At 70.8% G+C, this 19,352-nt stretch carries 17 protein-coding genes; 12 read left to right on the top strand and 5 right to left on the bottom strand.

The features are described 5' to 3' along the window. Positions 1-2: 2 nt before the first annotated feature. Positions 3-1,205, bottom strand: coding sequence for an MFS transporter (locus ACTMTF_RS15990; RefSeq protein ID WP_441111332.1), 1,203 nt, complete (start codon positions 1,203-1,205; stop codon positions 3-5). 91 nt (positions 1,206-1,296) lie between these two features. On the opposite strand from ACTMTF_RS15990, the gene ACTMTF_RS15985 reads away from it, so the two are divergent. Then, positions 1,297-2,460 (top strand): lytic transglycosylase domain-containing protein, encoded by a 1,164-nt coding sequence (locus ACTMTF_RS15985; RefSeq protein ID WP_441111331.1) that lies wholly within the window; start codon positions 1,297-1,299, stop codon positions 2,458-2,460. 12 nt (positions 2,461-2,472) lie between these two features. On the opposite strand, the gene ACTMTF_RS15980 is transcribed toward ACTMTF_RS15985, so the two are convergent. Then, on the bottom strand, positions 2,473-3,420 hold the full coding sequence (locus ACTMTF_RS15980) for a ferrochelatase (protein ID WP_441111330.1): 948 nt from the start codon (positions 3,418-3,420) through the stop codon (positions 2,473-2,475). Positions 3,421-3,529: 109 nt separating this feature from the next. On the opposite strand from ACTMTF_RS15980, the gene ACTMTF_RS15975 reads away from it, so the two are divergent. Both ACTMTF_RS15975 and ACTMTF_RS15970 read left to right on the top strand, forming a co-directional pair. Next, the gene (locus ACTMTF_RS15975) at positions 3,530-5,452 is read left to right on the top strand and encodes an alpha/beta fold hydrolase (RefSeq protein WP_441111329.1); all 1,923 of its coding nucleotides are present in this window, start codon (positions 3,530-3,532) and stop codon (positions 5,450-5,452) included. Beyond that, a complete protein-coding gene (locus tag ACTMTF_RS15970; RefSeq protein WP_441111467.1) occupies positions 5,452-6,246 on the top strand; it encodes an inositol monophosphatase family protein in 795 nt (264 codons plus the stop codon). Before ACTMTF_RS15975 ends, ACTMTF_RS15970 begins: the two co-directional genes overlap by 1 nt. A 59-nt stretch (positions 6,247-6,305) precedes the next feature. Here ACTMTF_RS15970 and ACTMTF_RS15965 read toward each other — a convergent pair whose 3' ends face one another. Continuing rightward, positions 6,306-6,470 (bottom strand): hypothetical protein, encoded by a 165-nt coding sequence (locus tag ACTMTF_RS15965; protein ID WP_397002737.1) that lies wholly within the window; start codon positions 6,468-6,470, stop codon positions 6,306-6,308. A 248-nt stretch (positions 6,471-6,718) separates the two neighbouring features. On the opposite strand from ACTMTF_RS15965, the gene ACTMTF_RS15960 reads away from it, so the two are divergent. The 4 genes from ACTMTF_RS15960 to ACTMTF_RS15945 all read left to right on the top strand — a co-directional run bounded on the left by ACTMTF_RS15960 (position 6,719) and on the right by ACTMTF_RS15945 (position 10,101). Then, positions 6,719-7,372 carry a response regulator transcription factor gene (locus tag ACTMTF_RS15960; RefSeq protein WP_397002735.1) on the top strand — a complete coding sequence of 218 codons (654 nt, stop codon included), beginning with the start codon at positions 6,719-6,721 and terminating at the stop codon, positions 7,370-7,372. Further along, positions 7,369-8,685, top strand: coding sequence for a sensor histidine kinase (locus ACTMTF_RS15955; RefSeq protein ID WP_441111328.1), 1,317 nt, complete (start codon positions 7,369-7,371; stop codon positions 8,683-8,685). The genes ACTMTF_RS15960 and ACTMTF_RS15955 overlap by 4 nt, the downstream gene beginning before the upstream one ends. Positions 8,686-8,982: 297 nt before the next feature. After that, the gene (locus tag ACTMTF_RS15950; protein ID WP_090929286.1) at positions 8,983-9,282 is read left to right on the top strand and encodes a DUF4193 domain-containing protein; all 300 of its coding nucleotides are present in this window, start codon (positions 8,983-8,985) and stop codon (positions 9,280-9,282) included. Between the two features lie 15 nt (positions 9,283-9,297). Beyond that, positions 9,298-10,101, top strand: coding sequence for a hypothetical protein (locus ACTMTF_RS15945; RefSeq protein WP_441111327.1), 804 nt, complete (start codon positions 9,298-9,300; stop codon positions 10,099-10,101). On the opposite strand, the gene ACTMTF_RS15940 is transcribed toward ACTMTF_RS15945, so the two are convergent. Further along, complete coding sequence (locus tag ACTMTF_RS15940) at positions 10,102-10,692, bottom strand: TetR/AcrR family transcriptional regulator (RefSeq protein WP_441111326.1); 591 nt, start codon at positions 10,690-10,692, stop codon at positions 10,102-10,104. It abuts the gene before it with no gap. A 128-nt stretch (positions 10,693-10,820) separates the two neighbouring features. Between ACTMTF_RS15940 and paaN the strand changes: the two genes are divergently transcribed. The 4 genes from paaN to ACTMTF_RS15920 are packed head-to-tail and all read left to right on the top strand — an operon-like array spanning position 10,821 to position 16,444. Continuing rightward, positions 10,821-12,467, top strand: a complete 1,647-nt coding sequence (paaN, locus tag ACTMTF_RS15935; RefSeq protein WP_441111325.1) for a phenylacetic acid degradation protein PaaN — start codon at positions 10,821-10,823, stop codon at positions 12,465-12,467. A 17-nt stretch (positions 12,468-12,484) separates the two neighbouring features. Continuing rightward, positions 12,485-13,444 (top strand): MBL fold metallo-hydrolase, encoded by a 960-nt coding sequence (locus ACTMTF_RS15930; protein WP_441111324.1) that lies wholly within the window; start codon positions 12,485-12,487, stop codon positions 13,442-13,444. Next, a complete protein-coding gene (locus ACTMTF_RS15925) occupies positions 13,441-14,994 on the top strand; it encodes an FAD-dependent monooxygenase (RefSeq protein WP_441111323.1) in 1,554 nt (517 codons plus the stop codon). The genes ACTMTF_RS15930 and ACTMTF_RS15925 overlap by 4 nt, the downstream gene beginning before the upstream one ends. A 16-nt stretch (positions 14,995-15,010) precedes the next feature. Continuing rightward, positions 15,011-16,444: an alpha,alpha-trehalose-phosphate synthase (UDP-forming) gene (locus tag ACTMTF_RS15920; RefSeq protein ID WP_441111322.1), complete on the top strand. Its 1,434-nt coding sequence runs from the start codon at positions 15,011-15,013 to the stop codon at positions 16,442-16,444. Here ACTMTF_RS15920 and ACTMTF_RS15915 read toward each other — a convergent pair. Next, a complete protein-coding gene (locus ACTMTF_RS15915; RefSeq protein WP_397002719.1) occupies positions 16,377-16,661 on the bottom strand; it encodes a DUF4235 domain-containing protein in 285 nt (94 codons plus the stop codon). The two genes, ACTMTF_RS15920 and ACTMTF_RS15915, sit on opposite strands and share 68 nt — an antisense overlap. 80 nt (positions 16,662-16,741) lie before the next feature. Between ACTMTF_RS15915 and valS the strand changes: the two genes are divergently transcribed. Next, positions 16,742-19,255 (top strand): valine--tRNA ligase, encoded by a 2,514-nt coding sequence (valS, locus tag ACTMTF_RS15910; RefSeq protein ID WP_441111321.1) that lies wholly within the window; start codon positions 16,742-16,744, stop codon positions 19,253-19,255. The last annotated feature ends 97 nt before the right edge of the window (positions 19,256-19,352 follow it).

Below are 19,352 nucleotides of genomic sequence, written 5' to 3'. Positions count from 1 at the left end.
GATCAGCTCTCGGCCGGTGAAGGCGCTTCGGGAAGTCTCAGCAAACCCGAACCTGCCAATCCCACGATTCCCGCGACGACCGCGCAGGCGAGGGAGAAGCCGTAGGCGTTGGAGGCGCCGAACGCCTCGGTGAGCCTGCCGCCCGCCCATGCGCCCATCGCCACGCCCAGCCCGATCGAGGTGGAGATCCACGCCATGCCCTCGGTGAGCAGCGACGACGGCACCAGTCGCTCGGTCAGCGAGAAGCCGGTGATGAGCGTCGGCGAGATGGCCAGCCCGGCCACGAAGAGCCCCGCCGCCATGATCCGCACGTCGCCGATGAACATGATCGGCAGCAGCCCGACCACGAAGACGCCCAGCGCCCGCACGAACCGGCCGCGCAGTGACATGCGCCACCTCCGCGAGCCGAACCACAGCCCCGACACCATCGAGCCGCCCGCGAAGGCGGCCAGCAGGAACCCGGCGGCCCATTTCACCCCGTGGTCCTCGGCGTACGCGACGGTGATCAGGTCCACCGAGCCGAAGACCGCGCCCAGCCCCAGGTAGACACAGGACAGCAGGGCGATCCCGGGAATGAGGATGGGCGTGCCGCCGGCCGCCCGGACCGGCTGGACGACGGGCTGGGTGCGCCGCTGCAGCGCCAGCGCGATGGACCCGCTGAACATGCACGCCAGCGCCACGATCAGGCCCGCGTACGGGTTGATCGTGGTGGCCAGCACCGTGACCAGGGCGGGCCCGGTCACGAAGATCACCTCGTCGGCGACGGACTCGAAGGCGAAGGCCGTGTTCAGCCTCGGCGAGCCGGCGTACAGCTGGGACCAGCGCGCCCGCACCATCGAGCCCAGGGAGAGCGAGGTGGCGCCGACCAGGAGGCCGGAGGCGTACAGGGTCCACTGGGGCAGGTCCAGGCGGGCGCTGAGCATGAGCGTCACGAGCGCGAGCGCGTTGACGGCGGCGAAGGGGATGATCACCCGGCTCTGGCCGAACCGGTCCACCAGGCGGCCGGACAGGGGCGCGGCCACGGCGAAGGAGATGTTGGAGGCGGCGGCGACGGCCCCGGCGATCGCGTACGACCCGGTGAGCCCCTCGACCAGCAGCACGATCCCGATGCCGAGCATGGACATCGGCATCCGCCCGATGAATCCGGCGAGTACGAAAGCTTTGACGCCGGGCCCCTTGAACAACCCCCGGTAAGGCCCGACCATGGCTGACTCCCCTTACTGTGCCCGCCTACCTTTGCGTGGCGTCTGTCCGTGATGCAACTCATTTCTCGGCGAGTGGGTTAACGTGTGCCGGGTGTCCGGTCTTCCCTCCTTCCGTGGTGTTGTCTTCATGGTCGTGGCCGTACTCGCCGTCACGCTCGCGGCCGGTGGGGTCGTCCTGGTCCTGGGCGGAGACCCGACTGAGACCGCGCACGAAGCACCACCCCGGCGGTCGACGACGCCCCAGCAGGAGACCCCCGCGCTCGACAAGCTCGTCCCCACGACGGCTCCCGTCAAGGACTTCGGCGCGGGCGGCGCCGGTGTGACACCCACCCCGCCCCGCGTGCTCGCCGTCGCGCCGGCCACGGTCCCCAAGGGGACCCGCTTCGAGCTGTCCAAGCTGACGCACGTGACCAAGGCCGTCGTGGTCGACGCGGGGGCGGTCAAGATCTCGGGCACCGGGCTCAACCTGCTCGCCGTCGACCCCGCCGACTTCCGCTCCTGGACGCCGCAGCCGGTCGCCGACCAGCCCGCAGTCTGGAGCGCCCTGACCCGGGGCGAGCTCGTCGCCGACGCCGCCGCCACGCGCGAGTTCGGCCTGGTGCTGGGCGCCCACTACCAGGTGGACGGCGGTCCCAGGCTGCGCGTCGCGGCCTCGGCCCCGCTGGGCCTGTCCGGGGTCGACGGCCTGGTGAGCGCCGAGCAGGGCAGGAGGCTCGGGCTGGCACAGGGCGTCGCGGTGCTGCTGCACGGCAAGGAGGGCCGGATCGGCGAGGCGGGCGTGCGCAAGCTGCTCGGCAAGGGCGCCCAGGTGGTCCTGCTGGACGCGGGGAAGCGTAAGAAGAAGCAGCGCGAGCAGCCGGTCGCCACCACCGGGCGGCCCGGCAGCTATCTGGACCTCTACAAGCTCTCGGCCACCCGCTGCCCCGGGCTGTCATGGACCGTGCTGGCCGCGATCGGGCAGGTGGAGACCGGCCACGGGCGCAACAACGGCCCCTCCAGCGCGGGCGCGCTCGGCCCGATGCAGTTCATGCCCGCCACCTGGAAGGCCTACGGCGTGGACGGCGACGGCGACGGCAAGGCCGACATCTGGAGCCCGTACGACGCGGTGCCGGGCGCGGCCAACTACCTCTGCGCGACCGGCGCCGGCCAGGGCGGCGAGAAGCTGCGCAAGGCGATCTGGCACTACAACCACTCGTGGGACTACGTCAACAAGGTGCTGGGCATCGCCGAGGCGTACGCCCGCACCTACGCCTGATCAGGTGCCTGATCAGGCCGGACGGTGCCGGGGCGGCGGGCAGCAGGTCAGCGCGCAGGCGACGGGCTCCGGCTCGTCCATGAGCTCGCGCACCATCCGGACGAACGCCGGGTGGGTGCCGGCGGTCGCCGCCCGCTCCATGGGCAGCCCCAGCTCGTCGGCCACCTGCCTGGCCTCGGTGTCGAGGTCGTAGACGACCTCCATGTGGTCGGAGACGAACCCGATCGGCACCAGCACCACGGACTTGGCGTCGACCGCCCGCAGATGGTCGCAGACGTCCGGCTCCAGCCACGGCACCTGGGGCGGGCCGCTGCGCGACTGCCACACCAGGTCCCAGGGCTCGGTGCGGCCCAGCGACCGGGAGACCAGCTCGGCGGTGCGGCGCAGCTGCGCTTCGTACAGGCCGCCCGAGGGGCCGGCCGTCTCGGCCATCGAGACCGGGATGCTGTGCGCGGTGAACACCAGGCGCGCGTCGTCGCGCCCGAGCCGCTCCAGCGCCTGCCGGGTGTGGTCGGTCATGGCCTCGACGAAGCCCGGATGGTCGCCGAAGTGGCGCAGCTTGACCAGCTCGGGGCCGCCGTCGACGGAGATCCTGGCGATGTCCTCGTAGTACTGACGGCAGCTGGAGTAGCCGGCGTAGGCGGAGGTGGCGAAGACCGCCGCCCTGCGCACGCCGTCGGCCGCCATCTGCCGTACGGTGTCCTCGCCGAAGGGGTGCCAGTTGCGGTTGCCCCAGTAGACCGGCACGCCCGCCAGCGGGCGCAGCGCCTCGACGAGCTCGCGGTTCTGGCCGTTGATCGGGCTGACGCCACCGAAGCCCTGGTAGTGCTCGGCGACCTCCATCAGCCGCTCACGGGGGACTCCCCGGCCGCGCACGACGTTCTCCAGGAACGGCAGCACGTCGCCGGGCCCCTCGGGACCGCCGAACGACAACACCAGCAGCGCGTCGTAATCTCCCACGGCTCAACCCTATGCCGCAGTGCCAGTGGTCCTTCCACGAGGTAGGTTCGATCGAGTGAGCGCATTTGACGATATCCGTGACTATGTCGCCATCCCTCGAGTTCTCTCCTTGAAACTCGCGCCCGACGGCTCCCGTCTGGTGTCGGCGGTGCAGGCACTCAACCCGGACGGCAAGTCGTACGGCACCGCGCTGTGGTCCATCCCCGTGGACGGCGAGCCGTACCGGCTGACCAGGTCGGCCAAGGGGGAGACGGCGGCGGAGTTCACCGACGCCGGCGACCTGCTCTTCACCTCCGCCCGCCCGGACCCCACCGTCAAGGACGCCGCCGACGAGGCGCCCGCGCTCTGGCTGCTGCCCCGCGCAGGCGGTGAGGCCCGCCAGGTGGCCACCAGGCCCGGCGGCATCGGCGTCTTCCGTACGGCCGGCGACGTGGTGGTGTTCGCCTCCGAGGTGCTCGCCGGCGAGGAGGCGACGGAGGAGGAGCGGCGTAAGGCCCGCAAGGACGCGGGGAGCAGCGCGATCCTGCACGAGGGCTACCCGGTCCGCTACTGGGACCACGACCTCGGCCCCGGCCATGTCAGGCTGTTCGCGGGCCGGCTCGGCGACGACCGCCTGGAGGACGTGCGCGAGCTCACCCCCGACCCCGGCGAGGCGCTGCGCGACTGTTCCATCGCGCTCACCCCCGACGGCGCCACCGTGCTCGCCACCTGGCGGATCTCGCTGCCCGCCGGCGAGCATCGGACCGAGCTGGTGGCGATCGACGTGGCGAGCGGGGATCGGCGCGCCCTGTTCAGCCAGGAAGGCTGGGATTTCGGCGGCCCGCTGGCCGTCTCCCCGGACGGCGCGCGGGTCGCCTGCACCCGCGATCGGGTCACCGGCCTGGACGTCTCCGCCAGGGTCGAGCTCTGGGTGGGCGATCTGGCCACCAGGCAGGGCCGCGCCTACGCGCCCGACCTGTTCCCGTCGGACGCCGCGTGGGCGCCCGACTCCTCGGCCGTGTACATCACCGCCGACCACCAGGGCCGCCGCCCGGTCTTCCGCGTCCCGTTGACCGGTGAGCACACCAGGCTCACCGGGGACGACGCCGCCTACCTCGGGCTCAACGCCTCCGCCGACGGCCGCTTCGTGCACGCGCTGCGCAGCGGCGTCGCCCTGGCCCCCGGGCCTGCCAGGATCGACGTCGTCACCGGCGAGATCACCGACCTGCCCTCGCCCGCGCCGCGCCCGGAGGTGCCCGGCACACTGACGGAGATCTCCGCGACGGCCGACGACGGCGCCACCGTCCGCGGCTGGCTCATCCTGCCCGAGACCGCCTCCGCCGCCGAGCCCGCGCCGTTCCTGCTCTGGATCCACGGCGGCCCGGTGGCCTCGTGGAACGACTGGCAGTGGCGCTGGCAGGCGTGGATCATGGCCCAGCACGGTTACGCCGTGTTGATGCCGGACCCGTGTCTGTCCACCGGATACGGTCAGGACATGATCGACCGGGGCTGGGGCGACTGGGGCCCGCGCACCATGGCCGACCTCGACGCGATCGTGGACGTGGCGCTGGCCAGGGACGACCTCGACGGCGAGCGGATCGCCGCGATGGGCGGCTCGTACGGCGGCTACATGGCCAACTGGGTCGCCGGGCACAGCGACCGCTACAAGGCGATCGTCACCCACGCCTCGCTGTGGAACCTCGACCAGTTCGCCGGCACCACCGACATGGCCTTGTACTGGCAGCGGGAGTTCGGCGCCCCCGGCTCCGAGCGCTACACCGCGCTCTCCCCGCACCACGGCCTGGACCGGATCAGCACCCCGATGCTCGTCATCCACGGCGACAAGGACTACCGGGTGCCGATCGGCGAGGCCCTGCGCCTGTGGTGGGACCTGCGCCGCTCCGACGTCGAGTCGAAGTTCCTCTACTTCCCCGACGAGAACCACTGGATCCTCAAGCCCGGCAACGTCGTCGCCTGGTACGAGACCGTCCTGGCCTTCCTCGGCCGGCACGTCCTCGGCCAGGAGTGGAAGCGCCCGGACTCGGTGGCATGATGACCGACTTCGCGCGACTGGCCGAGGACATCGCCCGCGAGGCCGGCGACATGCTGCTCGCCAAGCGGCCCACGATGTCCGTGGCGTCCGCCGACGTGCTGACCAAGTCCAGTCCCACCGACGTGGTCACGCTGCTGGACAAGGCGTCCGAGGAGCTCATCAGGCAGCGGATCGCGGCCGTCCGGCCGGACGACCGCGTCCTCGGCGAGGAGGGCGGCGAGGCGCCGGGCGACTCCGACGTGCGCTGGGTCGTCGACCCGATCGACGGGACCGTCAACTTCCTGTACGGCCTGCCCGACTGGGCGGTGTCGATCGCCGTCGAGGTGAACGGCCGCGTCGTGGCGGGGGCGGTGAACGTGGCGCCACGCGGCGAGATGTTCACCGCGGCGCTCGGCGAGGGCGCCTGGCTCGACGGTGAGCGGCTGCGCTGCAACCCGGCCGTGCCGCCGGGGCAGGCGCTGGTGGCGACCGGCTTCGGGTACGACTCGGCCCGGCGTGCCGTTCAGGCGCAGGTGCTCGCCTCGGTGCTGCCGAGGGTGCGTGACATCAGGCGGGGCGGCTCCTGCGCCGCCGACCTGTGCTCGGTGGCCTCCGGCCGGGTGGACGCCTACTACGAGCGGGGCGTCAACTACTGGGACTACGCTGCGGGGGGCCTGGTGGCGAGCGAGGCCGGGGCCAGGATCGGCGGCCTGGACGGCAGGCCGTCCAACAGCGAGTTCATGCTCTGCGCGGCGCCCGGCCTGTTCGAGGACCTGCATGATCTGCTGGCGCCGCTCGATCCCGAGCGCGACTGATCAGGATCTGATGAGAGAACGGCCGGAGCCCCTCCTCAGGGGCTCCGGCCGTGTCACGCTCAGCGGGGCAGGGGAACGCCGTGATCGTCCGCCAGGCGGCGGAGATCCTCGATCTCGGCGGTGAGGGTGTCGGCGAGGTAATCGTCGCCGGCGCTCCTGGCCTCCCGGAGGCCCTTGTAAGCCTGGTCGAGGCGGCTTTCGATCGTGGTCGTGAACTCGCCCATCTCACCTACTCTCTCAGGGGTTCGTGCTGATGCGGGGCGAAGTGTGACCCATCGCCCGCGAACGCCGAAAACCGGCGCACGGATTTTGGGTGTTTCGCAGGTGTACCCAGACTGTTCCGCTCCCGAAACATGAAATCCGTTGTGCCTTGCGTCACCCGCGTCCGGGCACGTCCGAACATGCCTTACCGTGCGCTTATCGCGGCTGTGGGCAGAATTACTCAGCCAGAATCGGAGAGAGGTGTACCAGAGTGCGAGTGCTGGTGGTCGAGGATGAGCGGGTGCTCGCGGACGCGATCGCGACCGGGCTGCGGCGCGAGGCCATGGCCGTGGACGTGGCCTACGACGGCGGCGGCGCGCTGGAGCGCACCTCCTACATCGACTATGACGTGATCGTCCTGGACCGGGACCTGCCGGTGGTGCACGGCGACGAGGTCTGCCGCCGCCTCGTCGAGCAGCGCACCTCGTCGCGGATCCTGATGCTGACCGCCTCCGGCGACGTGGACGACAAGGTGGAGGGGCTCGGCCTGGGCGCCGACGACTACCTCGCCAAGCCGTTCGTCTTCGTCGAGCTGGTCGCGCGGGTGCGCGCGCTGGGCCGCCGCTCGGCTCCCGCCCTGCCGCCCGTGCTCGAACGCGCCGGCGTCCGGCTCGACCCGGGCAAGCGCCTGGTCCAGCGCGACGGCAAGGAGGTCGTGCTGACCAAGAAGGAGTTCGCCGTCCTGGAGGAGCTCATGCGGGCCGAGGGCGCCGTGGTCAGCCAGGAGGACCTGCTGGACAAGGCCTGGGACGAGAACATCGACCCGTTCACCAACGTGGTGCGGGTGACCATGATGACCTTGCGGAAGAAGCTGGGCGAGCCTCAGGTGATCGAGACCGTGCCCGGAGTTGGGTACAAGTTGTGACGGAACGGCCGGACCGTGAGGCGGTGCCCACCCACCCGATGATCAGCCCGCACTCGGCGCGGAAGGCGGCGCGGGCCGGGCAGGCGCCGCCGCCCAGCGGGCCGCCCGTCTGGGACGGGCCACCCCCGCCGTCGCACTCGCCGGATGTGCGTAGCACGATGGAGCGTGTGCGGGACCTGCCCGGCAAGGTGAGCATCCGCTGGCGGCTCGCCCTGACCTACAGCGGCATGTTCTTCCTGGCCGGGGCGCTGCTGCTGGTAGTGATCCACTTCATCGTGCGCTCGGTGCTCTACACGGGGTTCGTGTACGAACTGAAGCTGCCGGAGGGCACGCCGTCGGATCTCGCCGCCTACCTGGAGACACAGGTCAAGCTGCTCCGGGTCAACGGCATCAACGAGGTGCTGGACACTCTGGTCAGGCAGTCGATCCTGGGATTGATGGGCGTCGGCATCCTCGCCGTCATCTTCGGCTACTTCGTGGCCGACCGGGCGCTGCGGCCCGTCAGCCAGATGACCTCCACGGCCCGCAAGCTCTCCGAGAGCACCCTGGCCCACCAGCGCATCGACCTCCAGGGGCCGAACGACGAGCTCAAGGAGCTGGCCGACACCTTCGACGACATGCTGATCCGGCTCAACGTCGCCTTCGACGCCCAGCGCCGCTTCGTCGCCAACGCCTCGCACGAGCTGCGCACGCCGCTCACCATCAACCGGACGGTCCTGGAGATCGCCCTGTCCGACCCGGAGGCGTCCCAGGACCTCAAGGCGCTGGGCCGTACCCTCCTGGAGGTCAACGCGCGCAACGAGAAGCTCATCGAGGGGCTGCTGCTGCTCGCCAGGAGCGAGCGCGAGCTCGCGGTGCGCAAGCCGGTGGACGTCATGGACGTGACGCAGACGGCGGTCGAGCAGGTTACGCCTTTCGCGGAAGAGCACGGCGTCACGCTGACCACCGAACTGGTCAGCGCGCCTACCGTCGGCGATCCCGTGCTCCTGGAGCGCTCCGTCAGCAACCTCCTTGAGAACGCCGTGAAGTACAACATTCCCGAAAACGGAAAAGTATGGATCCGAACGGGAATGGTGGACGGTGCCTTGGTTGTTCAGGTGGCCAACACCGGGCAGCATGTGCCGGCGTACGAGGTGAACAGCCTGTTCGAACCGTTCAGGAGGCTCAATGCGGACCGCGTTGATTCGGCCAAGGGATCGGGTCTGGGGCTGTCCATCGTCCGTGCCGTGGTGCAGGCTCACGGCGGCACCGTGAACGCGGTGCCCCGGGAGGGCGGAGGACTCGTGGTGACCATTAGGCTTCCGAGACGCTGATCGGCGTGTTGTCCCGGCGTGTTGTCCAACGGGGGGCGTCTCGTTCTCGTCGCACATGTGGTTGGATGTGCCGTCGAACACGGTGGCGCATGACGCCAAGGCTGTGGGTTTCGCCATATTTGGCTAACCATTGCCGACGGCAGCAGGCCCTGACGTGTTGGGAGGTTCGTGGTCCGTTTCCTCGGGGTACCGATGGGAAATCTCCCCGGCGGAACGGGCACAAGACGGACCTCCCGGACGTTAGAAGACGCGCGACGAGCGCGAAGACATATTGATGAGGGGGATGGAGTAATCACCATGGCTACCGACTACGACAGCCCGCGCAAGACAGACGACGATCTGGGGGAAGACAGCCTCCAGGAGCTCCAGGCGCGGCGCACCGACAAATCGTCAGGCAGCATCGACATCGACGAGACCGATCTCGCCGAATCGCTCGAACTGCCCGGTGCGGATCTGTCGAACGAAGAGCTCAGCCTGCGGGTCATCCCGCGCCAGGCTGACGAGTTCACCTGCTCACGCTGCTTCCTCGTGCACCACCGTAGCCAGTTGGCCTCCGAGAGGAACGGTCAGCAGGTTTGCCGGGAGTGCGCCGCCTGACAAGGAGGCAGACGCGTGGCCACACCTGACAAGGATCCTCAACCGGGTGACGAGGTCGCCACCTCCGAGTCGGAGGTCGGCGAGCTCGTAGGCAGGCTCACCGAGCCCGCCGAGCTGGAGCCGGCCGAGCGGCGCAGGCTGCTCGGCCGTCTAGCCCGCGCCCTGGCGACGGGCGCGAGCAAGGCCAGGAAGAACGGCGCCGGTCGCGGCCGCTGGCTGGCGGACGTCTTCCTGAACATCGCGCCCCGCATCCCGATCAGGGACCTGCACACGCTCTCCGACCATCACCAGGGACTGACCGGCGAGGAACTCGCCGACGACCTCGTCCGCACCGCGCAGAAGGCCACGATGACCGTCGGGGCCATCGGCGGCGCCCTGGCGGCGGCCGAGTTCGCCGCCCCACCCCTCCTCCTGTCGGCCCCCGCCCAGCTCGTCGCCGAGACCATCGTGGTGGCCGCCATCGAGGTCAAGCTCCTGGCCGAGCTGCACGAGGTCTACGGCGTGCACGTCCAGGGCACCGGCTCCCAGCGCGCCGTTGTCTTCACCGCCGCCTGGGCCAAGCAGCGCGGCGTGGATCCGCTCGCCCCCGCCTCCGTGACCCTCGCCCTCGGCGCGGCCGCCAAGACCGCGCTGCGCAACCGGCTGATGCGGACGCTCGGCCGCCACCTGACCACGCTCGGCCCGTTCCTCACCGGGGCCGTGGCCGGCGGGGCGCTCAACCGGATGGCCACCAAGAGACTCGGCGAGGCCATCCGCAACGACCTGCGCGTCAAGGCCCCGCTGCCGCCCGGCCGGCGCGCCCCGGAGCTGGATGCCTAGCTAGCCCCGCAACCCGTCGAACATCATCGTGACCAGCATGTCGGCCAGGTCGTCCGCCGACCCGCCGGACGCCGGGCGATCCCACTCGGCGATCGAGCTGACGGCGCCGAACAGCAGCTTGGTCACCAGCGCCGGATCGAGGTCCGGCCGGATTCCGCCCTCGGCCGCCGCCTGCCCGACCAGGTGATGGACGAACGTGTCGAACTCCCGCCGCCGATCCAGCGCGCCCTGCTCGGTCGCGCTGTTGCCGCGCACCCGCAGCAGCAACGTCACGTACGGCAGGCGGTCCACCAAGGTGCGCACGCACTGCCGTACGACCCACTCCAGGCGGTCGATCGCCGGACCTGAGGTGGCGCGCTCGTCGGCGATCAGGGTGAACAGGCCGTCGAGCGCCCGGTCCAGGGCTCGCGCGAGCAGTTGCTCCTTGCCGGGTACGTGGTAGTAGATGGCGGATTTGGTGACGCCGAGCGCCCTGGCCAGATCCTCCATGCTCGTCCCGTCGTAGCCGCGCTCGTTGAAGACGCCGACGGCGATGGCCAGCACGGACTCCGGGTCGTGTCCGCGTTTCCGTTGACGGGTTGGGGTGGACATATAGGTAAGTATCTCGCTTGTGGCTGTCACGCCGCAGGCTTCGGCAGAGGGGCCCCTTGCCAACTGACCGAATGTTCGGTAGATACTGCAACCGTCCGGCCCATCTTCTGTCTAGAGGGTGAACAACGATGTTCGAGCGCAATCGCCAGACCCTGGACAAGGCCCTGACCGCGATCGCCCAGCGTGGCTACTGGAGCGCCTACCCCGATTCGCCCAGCCCGCGCGTCTACGGTGAGGGCTCGGCCGAGCGGGGCGAGCAGGCGTTCGAGGACCATCTCGGCAAGCCGTTCGAGCTCGACCAGCCGGCCACCGGCGCCTGGATCGGCACCGAGCGCTCCCCGTACGGGATGGACCTGGGCGTCACTTACCCCGAGCCGTGCCCGCCGGGCCTGGCCGCCGCCGCCAAGGCGGCGCTGCCCGCCTGGCGCGACGCCGGGCCCGAGGTCCGCGCGCTCACCTGCGTCGAGATCGTCAACCGGCTCAACGAGCACAGTTTCGAGCTCGCCCACGCCGTGCGGCACACCACCGGGCAGGCGTTCGTGATGGCCTTCCAGGCCGGCGGGCCGCACGCGCAGGAGCGGGCGCTGGAGGCCGTGGCCTGCGCCTACGCGGCCATGACCGCCTCGACCTCCGCCGTCCGCTGGGAGAAGCCGGGCAAGGGCGGCCCCCTGGTGCTGGACAAGCGCTTCACCGTGGTGCCGCGCGGCGTCGCGCTGGTCATCGGCTGCAGCACCTTCCCGACCTTCAACGCCTACCCCGGTCTGTTCGCCTCCCTGGTCACCGGCAACCCGGTGATCGTCAAGCCGCACGCGCGCGCCATCCTGCCGTTGGCGATCACCGTGCGGATCGCCCGGGAGGTCCTCGCCGAGGCGGGCTTCCATCCGGCGCTGGTGCAGCTGGCCGCGGAGGAGGGCAGGGGGCTGGCGGTCGAGCTCGCCACCGACCCGGCCGTGCGCGTCGTCGACTTCACCGGCTCCACCGAGTTCGGCGACTGGCTGGAGCGTAACGCCGTCCAGGCCCTCGTCCACACCGAGAAGGCCGGGGTCAACTCGGTCGTCGTCGACTCCACCGACTCCTGGCGCGGGATGCTCGGCAACCTGGCGTTCTCGCTGTCGCTCTACAGCGGCCAGATGTGCACCGCCCCGCAGAACATCCTCATCCCCCTCGGCGGGATCGACACCGACGAGGGGCACAAGAGCTTCGACGAGGTCGCGGAGGGGCTCGCCGCCGCGGTCGGCGAGCTGCTCGGCGACGACGCGCGGGCGGTCGAGCTGACCGGCGCGATCGTCGGCCCGGACGTCCTGTCGCGCCTGGAAAGCGCTCACAAGCTCGGCAAGACCGTGCTCGCGTCGCGCTCGCCGCGGCATCCGGACTTCCCCGAGGCGGTGATCCGCACCCCCGCGATCCTCCGCGTGGCCCCCTCGCGTACCGACGTCTACGGTCGCGAGCACTTCGGCCCGATCTCGTTCGTCATCCCGACCAGCTCGACGGCCGAGAGCCTCGACGTGCTGCGCCGTACGACCGCCGAGCGCGGCGCGCTGACGGCCTCCGTCTACTCCACCTCGCCCGCGGTGCTGGCGGAGGCCGAACAGGCGGCGCTGGAGTCGGGCGTCAACCTGTCGTGCAACCTCACCGGCGGCGTGTACGTCAACCAGGCGGCCGCGTTCTCCGACTATCACGGCACCGGCGCCAACCCGGCCGCCACGGCCTCGCTGACCGACCCCGGCTTCGTCGCCGGCCGCTTCCACCTGATCCAGTCCCGCCGTCACGCCTGATCCCCCGAGGAGGGGCCATGCCCAAACCGTTCGCCTCGTCCGCGGATCTGGGCGACAAGCAGCGCTCCTTCGAGGAGCTCGCCGAGGGCGTGTACGCGCTCACGGCCGAGGGCGACCCGAACGTGGGGGCCGTCGAGGGAGAGGACTTCCTGGTCTGCTTCGAGGCCATGGCGACGCCGGTGGCGGCCCGCGAGTGGCTCGCGACGCTGCGGCAGCGCACCGCCAAGCCGGTCAGATACCTGGTCCTGTCGCACTATCACGCGGTCAGGGTCCTGGGCGCCTCGGCGTTCGGCGCCGAGGTGATCGTGGCGCACGACAAGACCCGCGAGCTGATCGCCGAGCGCGGGGAGCAGGACTGGGCGAGCGAGTACGGCCGGATGCCCCGGCTGTTCAAGGAGCCCTCCTCCATCCCCGGGCTGACCTGGCCCACGGCGACGTTCAGCGACACGTTCACCATCCAGCTCGGCGGTGACCGGGGCGAGGTGGTGCTGGCGCACTGCGGGCGCGGCCACACCGAGGGCGATCTGGTGGCGTGGCTGCCGAGGCAGGGCGTGCTGTTCGCCGGGGACCTGGTGGAGTCCCAGGCGGCCCTCTACACCGGTGACGCCTTCCACCGCGACTGGGCCGGGGCCACGCTCGACCGGGTCGCGTCGTTCGGGGCGCGGGTCCTGGTCGGCGGCAGGGGAGCGGTGGCGCGCGGCGAGCGGGAGGTGGCGGCGGCGGTCGCGCAGACCCGTGACTTCCTGCGCGTCATGCTCACCGAGGTCGGCGCGGCGCACGGCAGGGGCGGCACGCTGAAGGAGGCGTTCGAGGGCGCCCACCGGGCGCTCGCGCCTCGCTACGGCGCCTGGCCGATCTTCGAGCACTGCCTGCCGTTCAACGTCTCGCGGCTGTGGGACGAGCTGGACGGGGTGGAGCGGCCACGGGTGTGGACGGCGGAGCGCGATCGCGAGGTGTGGGAGTTGCTGCAGGCATGACGGCAGCCGTCGGTGAGCAGGTCATCGTGGTGGGCGCGGGACCGGTCGGGCAGAGCGCGGCCCTGCTGCTGGCCCGCTGGGGCGTGCCGGTGCTGGTCCTCGACGAGCGACCCGGCCGCCGGCCCGCCGGGTCCAAGTCGATCTGCCAGCAGCGTGACGTGCTCGACATCTGGTCGGCCGCCGGCGCGGGCCGGATCGCCGAGGAGGGGCTGGCCTGGACCACCGCCCGCACCTACTACCGGGGCGAAGAGCTGCTGTCGTGGACCTTCGACACCCAGGGGCCGCTGCCGCCGTGCGTAAACATCTCCCAGACGCGCACCGAGCAGATCCTCGACGCGGCCATCGCCGCGCAGCCGCTGGTGGAGGTCCGCTGGGACCACCGGGTGACCGGCCTGGAGCAGGACGACGGGGGCGTCACCGTGCGCTGCCGGGACCGGACGCTGCGGGCGCCGTACGCCGTCGTGTGCGCCGGTGCGCGCGCCCAGGGGCTCCGGCAGGCGCTCGGGGTGCGCTTCGACGGTGAGTCGTTCGACGACCAGTTCCTCATCTGCGACATCCGGGCCGACCTGCCCGGCTGGGAGCACGAGCGCCGCTTCCACTTCGACCCGGAGTGGAATCCGGGCAGGCAGGTGCTCATCCATCCCTGCCCCGAGGGCACGTACAGGATCGACTGGCAGATCCCCCCGCATTTCATCCCGACAGGTCAGGACGTGGCGCGCAGGATCCGGCAGATCATCGGGGACCGCGACTACGACCTGCTCTGGCAGACGACCTACCGCTTCCACTCGCGGATCGCCTCCCGCATGCGGGTGGGCCGGGTGCTGCTGGCCGGGGACTGCGCCCACCTGGTGGCCCCGTTCGGCGCCCGCGGCCTCAACTCGGGCGTGCCCGACGCCGAGAACGCCGCCTGGAAGCTGGCGTTCGTGCTGAACGGCTGGGCGCCGGAGGAGCTCCTGGAGAGCTACCACGACGAGCGTCACGCGGCGGCGCGGGAGAACCTGGAGGTCACGGCCGCCACCATGCGCTTCCTCGCGCCGAGGACCGAGGGCGAGCGGGCCCGCAGGCGGGCCGCGCTGGAGGCCTGCCGGGCGGGCGGCGACGCCGCCGAGGTCGACTCCGGCCGCTTCGCCGAGCCGTTCTGGTACGTGGACTCGCCGCTCACCACACCGGAGCCGGCGCGGCCGTTCCGGGGCAGGCCGCCGAAGGGCGCGCTGTGCGATCCGGCGCCCGGCGTGATCGTGCCCGACGTGCCGCTGCCCAGGGGACGGCTGCGCGAGCTGTGCCGTGATGGATTCCTGCTGCTTCTGGGCGGAATGTGCGATTCGGGTTTGTTTGCCCAGGTCTTGGGCAAAGTCACTACGGCGCCGCTCGCCGTTCGCGGGCTCGCGGAGATGGACGGGACCGGCACGCTCGCTGAGAGGCTCGGCGCAGGACCCGATGAGGCATGGCTCATCAGGCCGGATGCCCATATCGCCGCGATCATTCCCCATGCGGGGCCGGAACAGGTGATAGCCGCTGTGAGACGCGCGTCGCGTCTTTCGGAAGTATGAGGCGAGGAGGACTTGGGTGGTTGGCCGTAGCTCGTTTCTGATCGTCGCGAACCGGTTGCCGGTGGACCGGAACGTCGAGCAAGACGGAACGGCCTCATGGCGTAGGAGCCCCGGCGGGCTGGTCACCGCCATCGCGCCGGTGATGCAACGCCGTCACGGAGCCTGGCTCGGCTGGCACGGCGCGGCTGACGAAGTACTGGAGCCGTTCGAGCAGGACGGCATGAGCCTGATCCCGGTGCCGCTGTCGGCCGCCGAGGTCGAGCTGTACTACGAGGGATTCTCCAACGCCACGCTCTGGCCGCTCTACCACGACGTGGTCGCGCCGCCGATCTTCGAACGGCCCATGTGGGAGACGTACCGGGCCGTCAACGAGCGCTTCGCCATCGCGGCCGCCGAGGCCGCCGAGGAGGGCGCCGTCGTCTGGGTGCAGGACTACCAGCTCCAGCTCGTGCCCGCGATGCTGCGCAAGCTCCGGCCGGACCTGCGCATCGGATTCTTCCTGCACATCCCGTTCCCGCCGGTGGAGCTGTTCTGGCGGCTGCCCTGGCGCAGGGAGCTGGTCGAAGGGCTGCTCGGCGCCGACCTGGTGGGCTTCCAGCTCCCGGGCGGCGCGTCGAACTTCCGGCGGCTGTGCCGCAGGCTGCTGGGCGTGCCGTACAAGGGCAACGAGATCTTCCTGGAGGACCGGGTGGTCACCACCCAGGCGTTCCCGATCTCGGTGGACTTCGGCGAGCTGGACTCGATGGTACGCGAGCCGCAGGTGATCTCCCGGGCCAAGGAGATCCGGATGGAGCTCGGCGACCCCGAGCACGTGCTGCTCGGCGTGGACCGGCTCGACTACACCAAGGGCATCGGGCAGCGCCTGGAGGCCTTCGGCGAGCTGCTCAAGGACGGGCGTATCGGCCCCGGCGAGGCGGTGTTCGTGCAGATCGCCACCCCCAGCCGGGAGCGGGTGGAGGAGTACCGGCGGCTGCGCGACGACATCGAGCTGCAGGTGGGCCGGATCAACGGCGAGAACTCCGTGCTGGGCAACCAGCCGATCCAGTACTTCCACCAGTCCTACGGCAAGCAGGAGCTCGCCGCGCTCTACCTGGCGGCGGACGTCATGGTCGTCACGCCCCTGCGCGACGGGATGAACCTGGTCGCCAAGGAGTACGTCGCCTGCCACCACGACCTGCACGGCGCGCTGGTGCTCAGCGAGTTCGCCGGCGCGGCCGACGAGCTGCGGCAGTCGTTCCTGGTCAACCCCTACGACGTGGAGGACGTCAAGCGCCAGATGATGGCCGCGATGCGGGCCACGCCGCACGAGCTGGCCCGGCGCATGCGCACGATGCGCCGCCGGGTCGCCACCTACGACGTGGACCGCTGGGCCAGCGAGTTTCTCACTGCCTTGGAGACACCTGCTTCAGCGCCCGCCATGAGTCATAGCGCTTCTTGGCGGTCCGGTTGACCACGATCTGCGCCACCGACATGCCCACGCCCATCACCACGGCGTAACCGATCGCCTCGCCCATGGAGACCTCGGGCGAGTCCGGGTCGATGGGCGGCTCCTTGCCGGTCGCCTTCACCCAGGCGAGCCCGAGGAGCTTACGCGCCCCCCACGCGGTCACCAGCCCCACCGCAGCGCCGATCACTCGCCAGGCGACGTCAGGCCTCTCATCCGCCATGAGAACTTCTCCCTTCCCTCAGATAACGAACCCTAGTCTCTAACGCTTGCCGGGCCCGGCAAGCCGTACCATAAGGAGGCATGACTGAACAGCGCCTACGCCATCCGCTCATGCCCGAGAAACCGACTCTCGACGGCCTGGAGCAGGTATGGGTAGCCCGCTGGGAGGAGCAGGGCACCTATCGGTTCGACCGGTCCCAGCCGCGTGAGCGGATCTACTCGATCGACACGCCGCCGCCCACCGTCTCCGGCTCCCTGCACGTCGGCCACGTCTTCTCCTTCACCCACACCGACATCATGGCCCGCTACCAGCGCATGCTGGGCAAGTCGGTGTTCTACCCGATCGGCTGGGACGACAACGGCCTGCCGACCGAGCGTCGCGTGCAGAACGTGTACGGCGTCCGCTGTGACCCGTCGCTGCCCTATGACCCCGACTTCGTGCCACCGGACAAGCCCGGCAAACGCGATGTCTCCATCTCGCGGCGTAACTTCGTGGAGCTCTGCCACAAGCTGACGGAGATCGACGAGCAGGCGTTCGAGGAGGTGTGGCGGCGGGTCGGCCTGTCGGTCGACTGGTCGCTGCTCTACACCACGATCAGCGACGACTCACGCCGCGTCTCCCAGCGGGCGTTCCTGCGCAACCTGCGCCGCGGCGAGGCCTACCTCGCCGAGGCGCCGACGCTGTGGGACGTCTCCTTCCGCACCGCCGTCGCCCAGGCCGAGCTGGAGGACCGGGAGTGGCCCGGCGCCTTCCACCGGATCTCCTTCTACGGCGAGAAGGGGCCGGTCTGGATCGAGACGACCCGGCCCGAGCTCATCCCCGCCTGCGTGGCCCTGGTCGCCCACCCCGACGACGAGCGCTACCAGGCGCTGTTCGGCACCTCGGTGCTGACGCCGCTGTTCGGCGTCGAGGTGCCGATCCTGGCCCACCACCTGGCCGAGCCCGACAAGGGCTCGGGCATCGCGATGATCTGCACCTTCGGCGACATCACCGACGTGACGTGGTGGCGCGAGCTCCACCTGCCCACCCGGCCCGTCATCGGCTGGGACGGCCGGCTGCTGCCCGAGCCGCCCGACGACGTCGAGCCGGAGCCGTACAAAGAGCTGGCGGGCAAGACCGTGCACAGCGCCCGCGAGCGGATCGTGGAGCTGCTGCGCGAGTCCGGCGACCTGGACGGCGACCCGCGCCCGGTCAAGCGCACGGTGAAGTTCTACGAGCGCGGCGACAAGCCGCTGGAGATCGTCACCACCCGGCAGTGGTACATCCGCAACGGCGGGCGCGACGAGGCGCTGCGCGAGCGGATGCTGGCGCGGGGCAGCGAGCTGGCCTGGCACCCGCCGCACATGCGGGTGCGCTACGACAACTGGGTGCAGGGTCTCGCGGGCGACTGGCTGATCTCCCGGCAGCGGTTCTTTGGCGTGCCGTTCCCGGTGTGGTACCGGCTCGACGAGTCCGGCCGGCCGCGCTACGACGAGCCGATCGTGCCGCCCGAGGAGCTGCTGCCGATCGACCCGTCCTCCGACACGCCGCCCGGCTACACGCCGGAGCAGCGGGGCGTGCCCGGCGGGTTCGTGGCCGACCCCGACGTCATGGACACCTGGGCCACCTCGTCGCTGACCCCGCAGATCGCCGGGCGCTGGGAGACCGACGACGACCTGTTCCAGCGGGTCTTCCCGGCCGACCTGCGCCCGCAGTCCCACGAGATCATCCGGACCTGGCTGTTCGCGACCGTGGTCAGGTCGCATCTGGAGTTCGGCGACGTGCCGTGGAGCGACGTCGCCATCTCCGGCTGGATCCTCGACCCCGACCGCAAGAAGATGTCCAAGTCCAAGGGCAACGTGGTCACCCCGATGGACCTGCTGGAGCAGCACGGCTCCGACGCGGTCCGCTACTGGGCGGCGGGCGGCCGGTACGGCGTCGACACCGCCTTCGACGCCGGCCAGCTCAAGATCGGGCGACGGCTGGCGATCAAGATCCTCAACGCGTCCAAGTTCGTGCTGAGCATGGGCGACGACCGGTCCGTGGGCGAGGTCACCGAGCCGGTCGACCTGTCGATGCTGGCGGCGCTGGCCGGCGTGGTGCGCGAGGCGGGCGAGGCGTTCGACGGCTACGAGCACACCCGGGCGCTGGAGGCGATCGAGCGGTTCTTCTGGTCGTTCTGCGACGACTATCTGGAGCTGGTCAAGGCCAGGGCGTACGAACCCGGCCCGGCGGCGGCCTCGGCGCACGCGGCGTTGCGGCAGGCGCTCGACGTGCTGCTGCGGCTGTTCGCGCCGTTCCTGCCGTTCGTCACCGAAGAGGTGTGGTCCTGGTGGCGCGAGGGCTCGGTGCACCAGGCGCGCTGGCCCGCCACCGAGCCGGGGACCGGCGACCCGGCGGTGCTGGAGGCGGCCTCCGAGGTGCTGCGCCAGGTCCGCAGGGCCAAGTCCGAGGCCAAGCTGTCCATGCGGGCCGAGGTCTCCTGCCTCACGGTGACCTCTCCGCTGGCCGAGCTGGTCCGGCTCGCGCAGGACGACCTGTGCGCCGCGGGCAACGTCGAGGAGTTCGTGCTGGCGTACGGCGAGACGACGACAGTCGAGGTGTCGCTGACCTGACGCCCGGCGGCAGGGCACGGCGGCAGGGCACGGCGGCGCCGTGCCCTGCCAGACCCGATCATTTAACCGCGCGCATCCGCGGCTCTGACGTGCCAGT

The organism is Nonomuraea sp. ZG12 (assembly GCF_052068115.1).
Taxonomy (GTDB): Bacteria; Actinomycetota; Actinomycetes; order Streptosporangiales; family Streptosporangiaceae; genus Nonomuraea.
The sequence above is the reverse complement of the archived record's forward strand: the minus strand, read 5'-3'. Positions and strand labels throughout refer to the sequence as shown.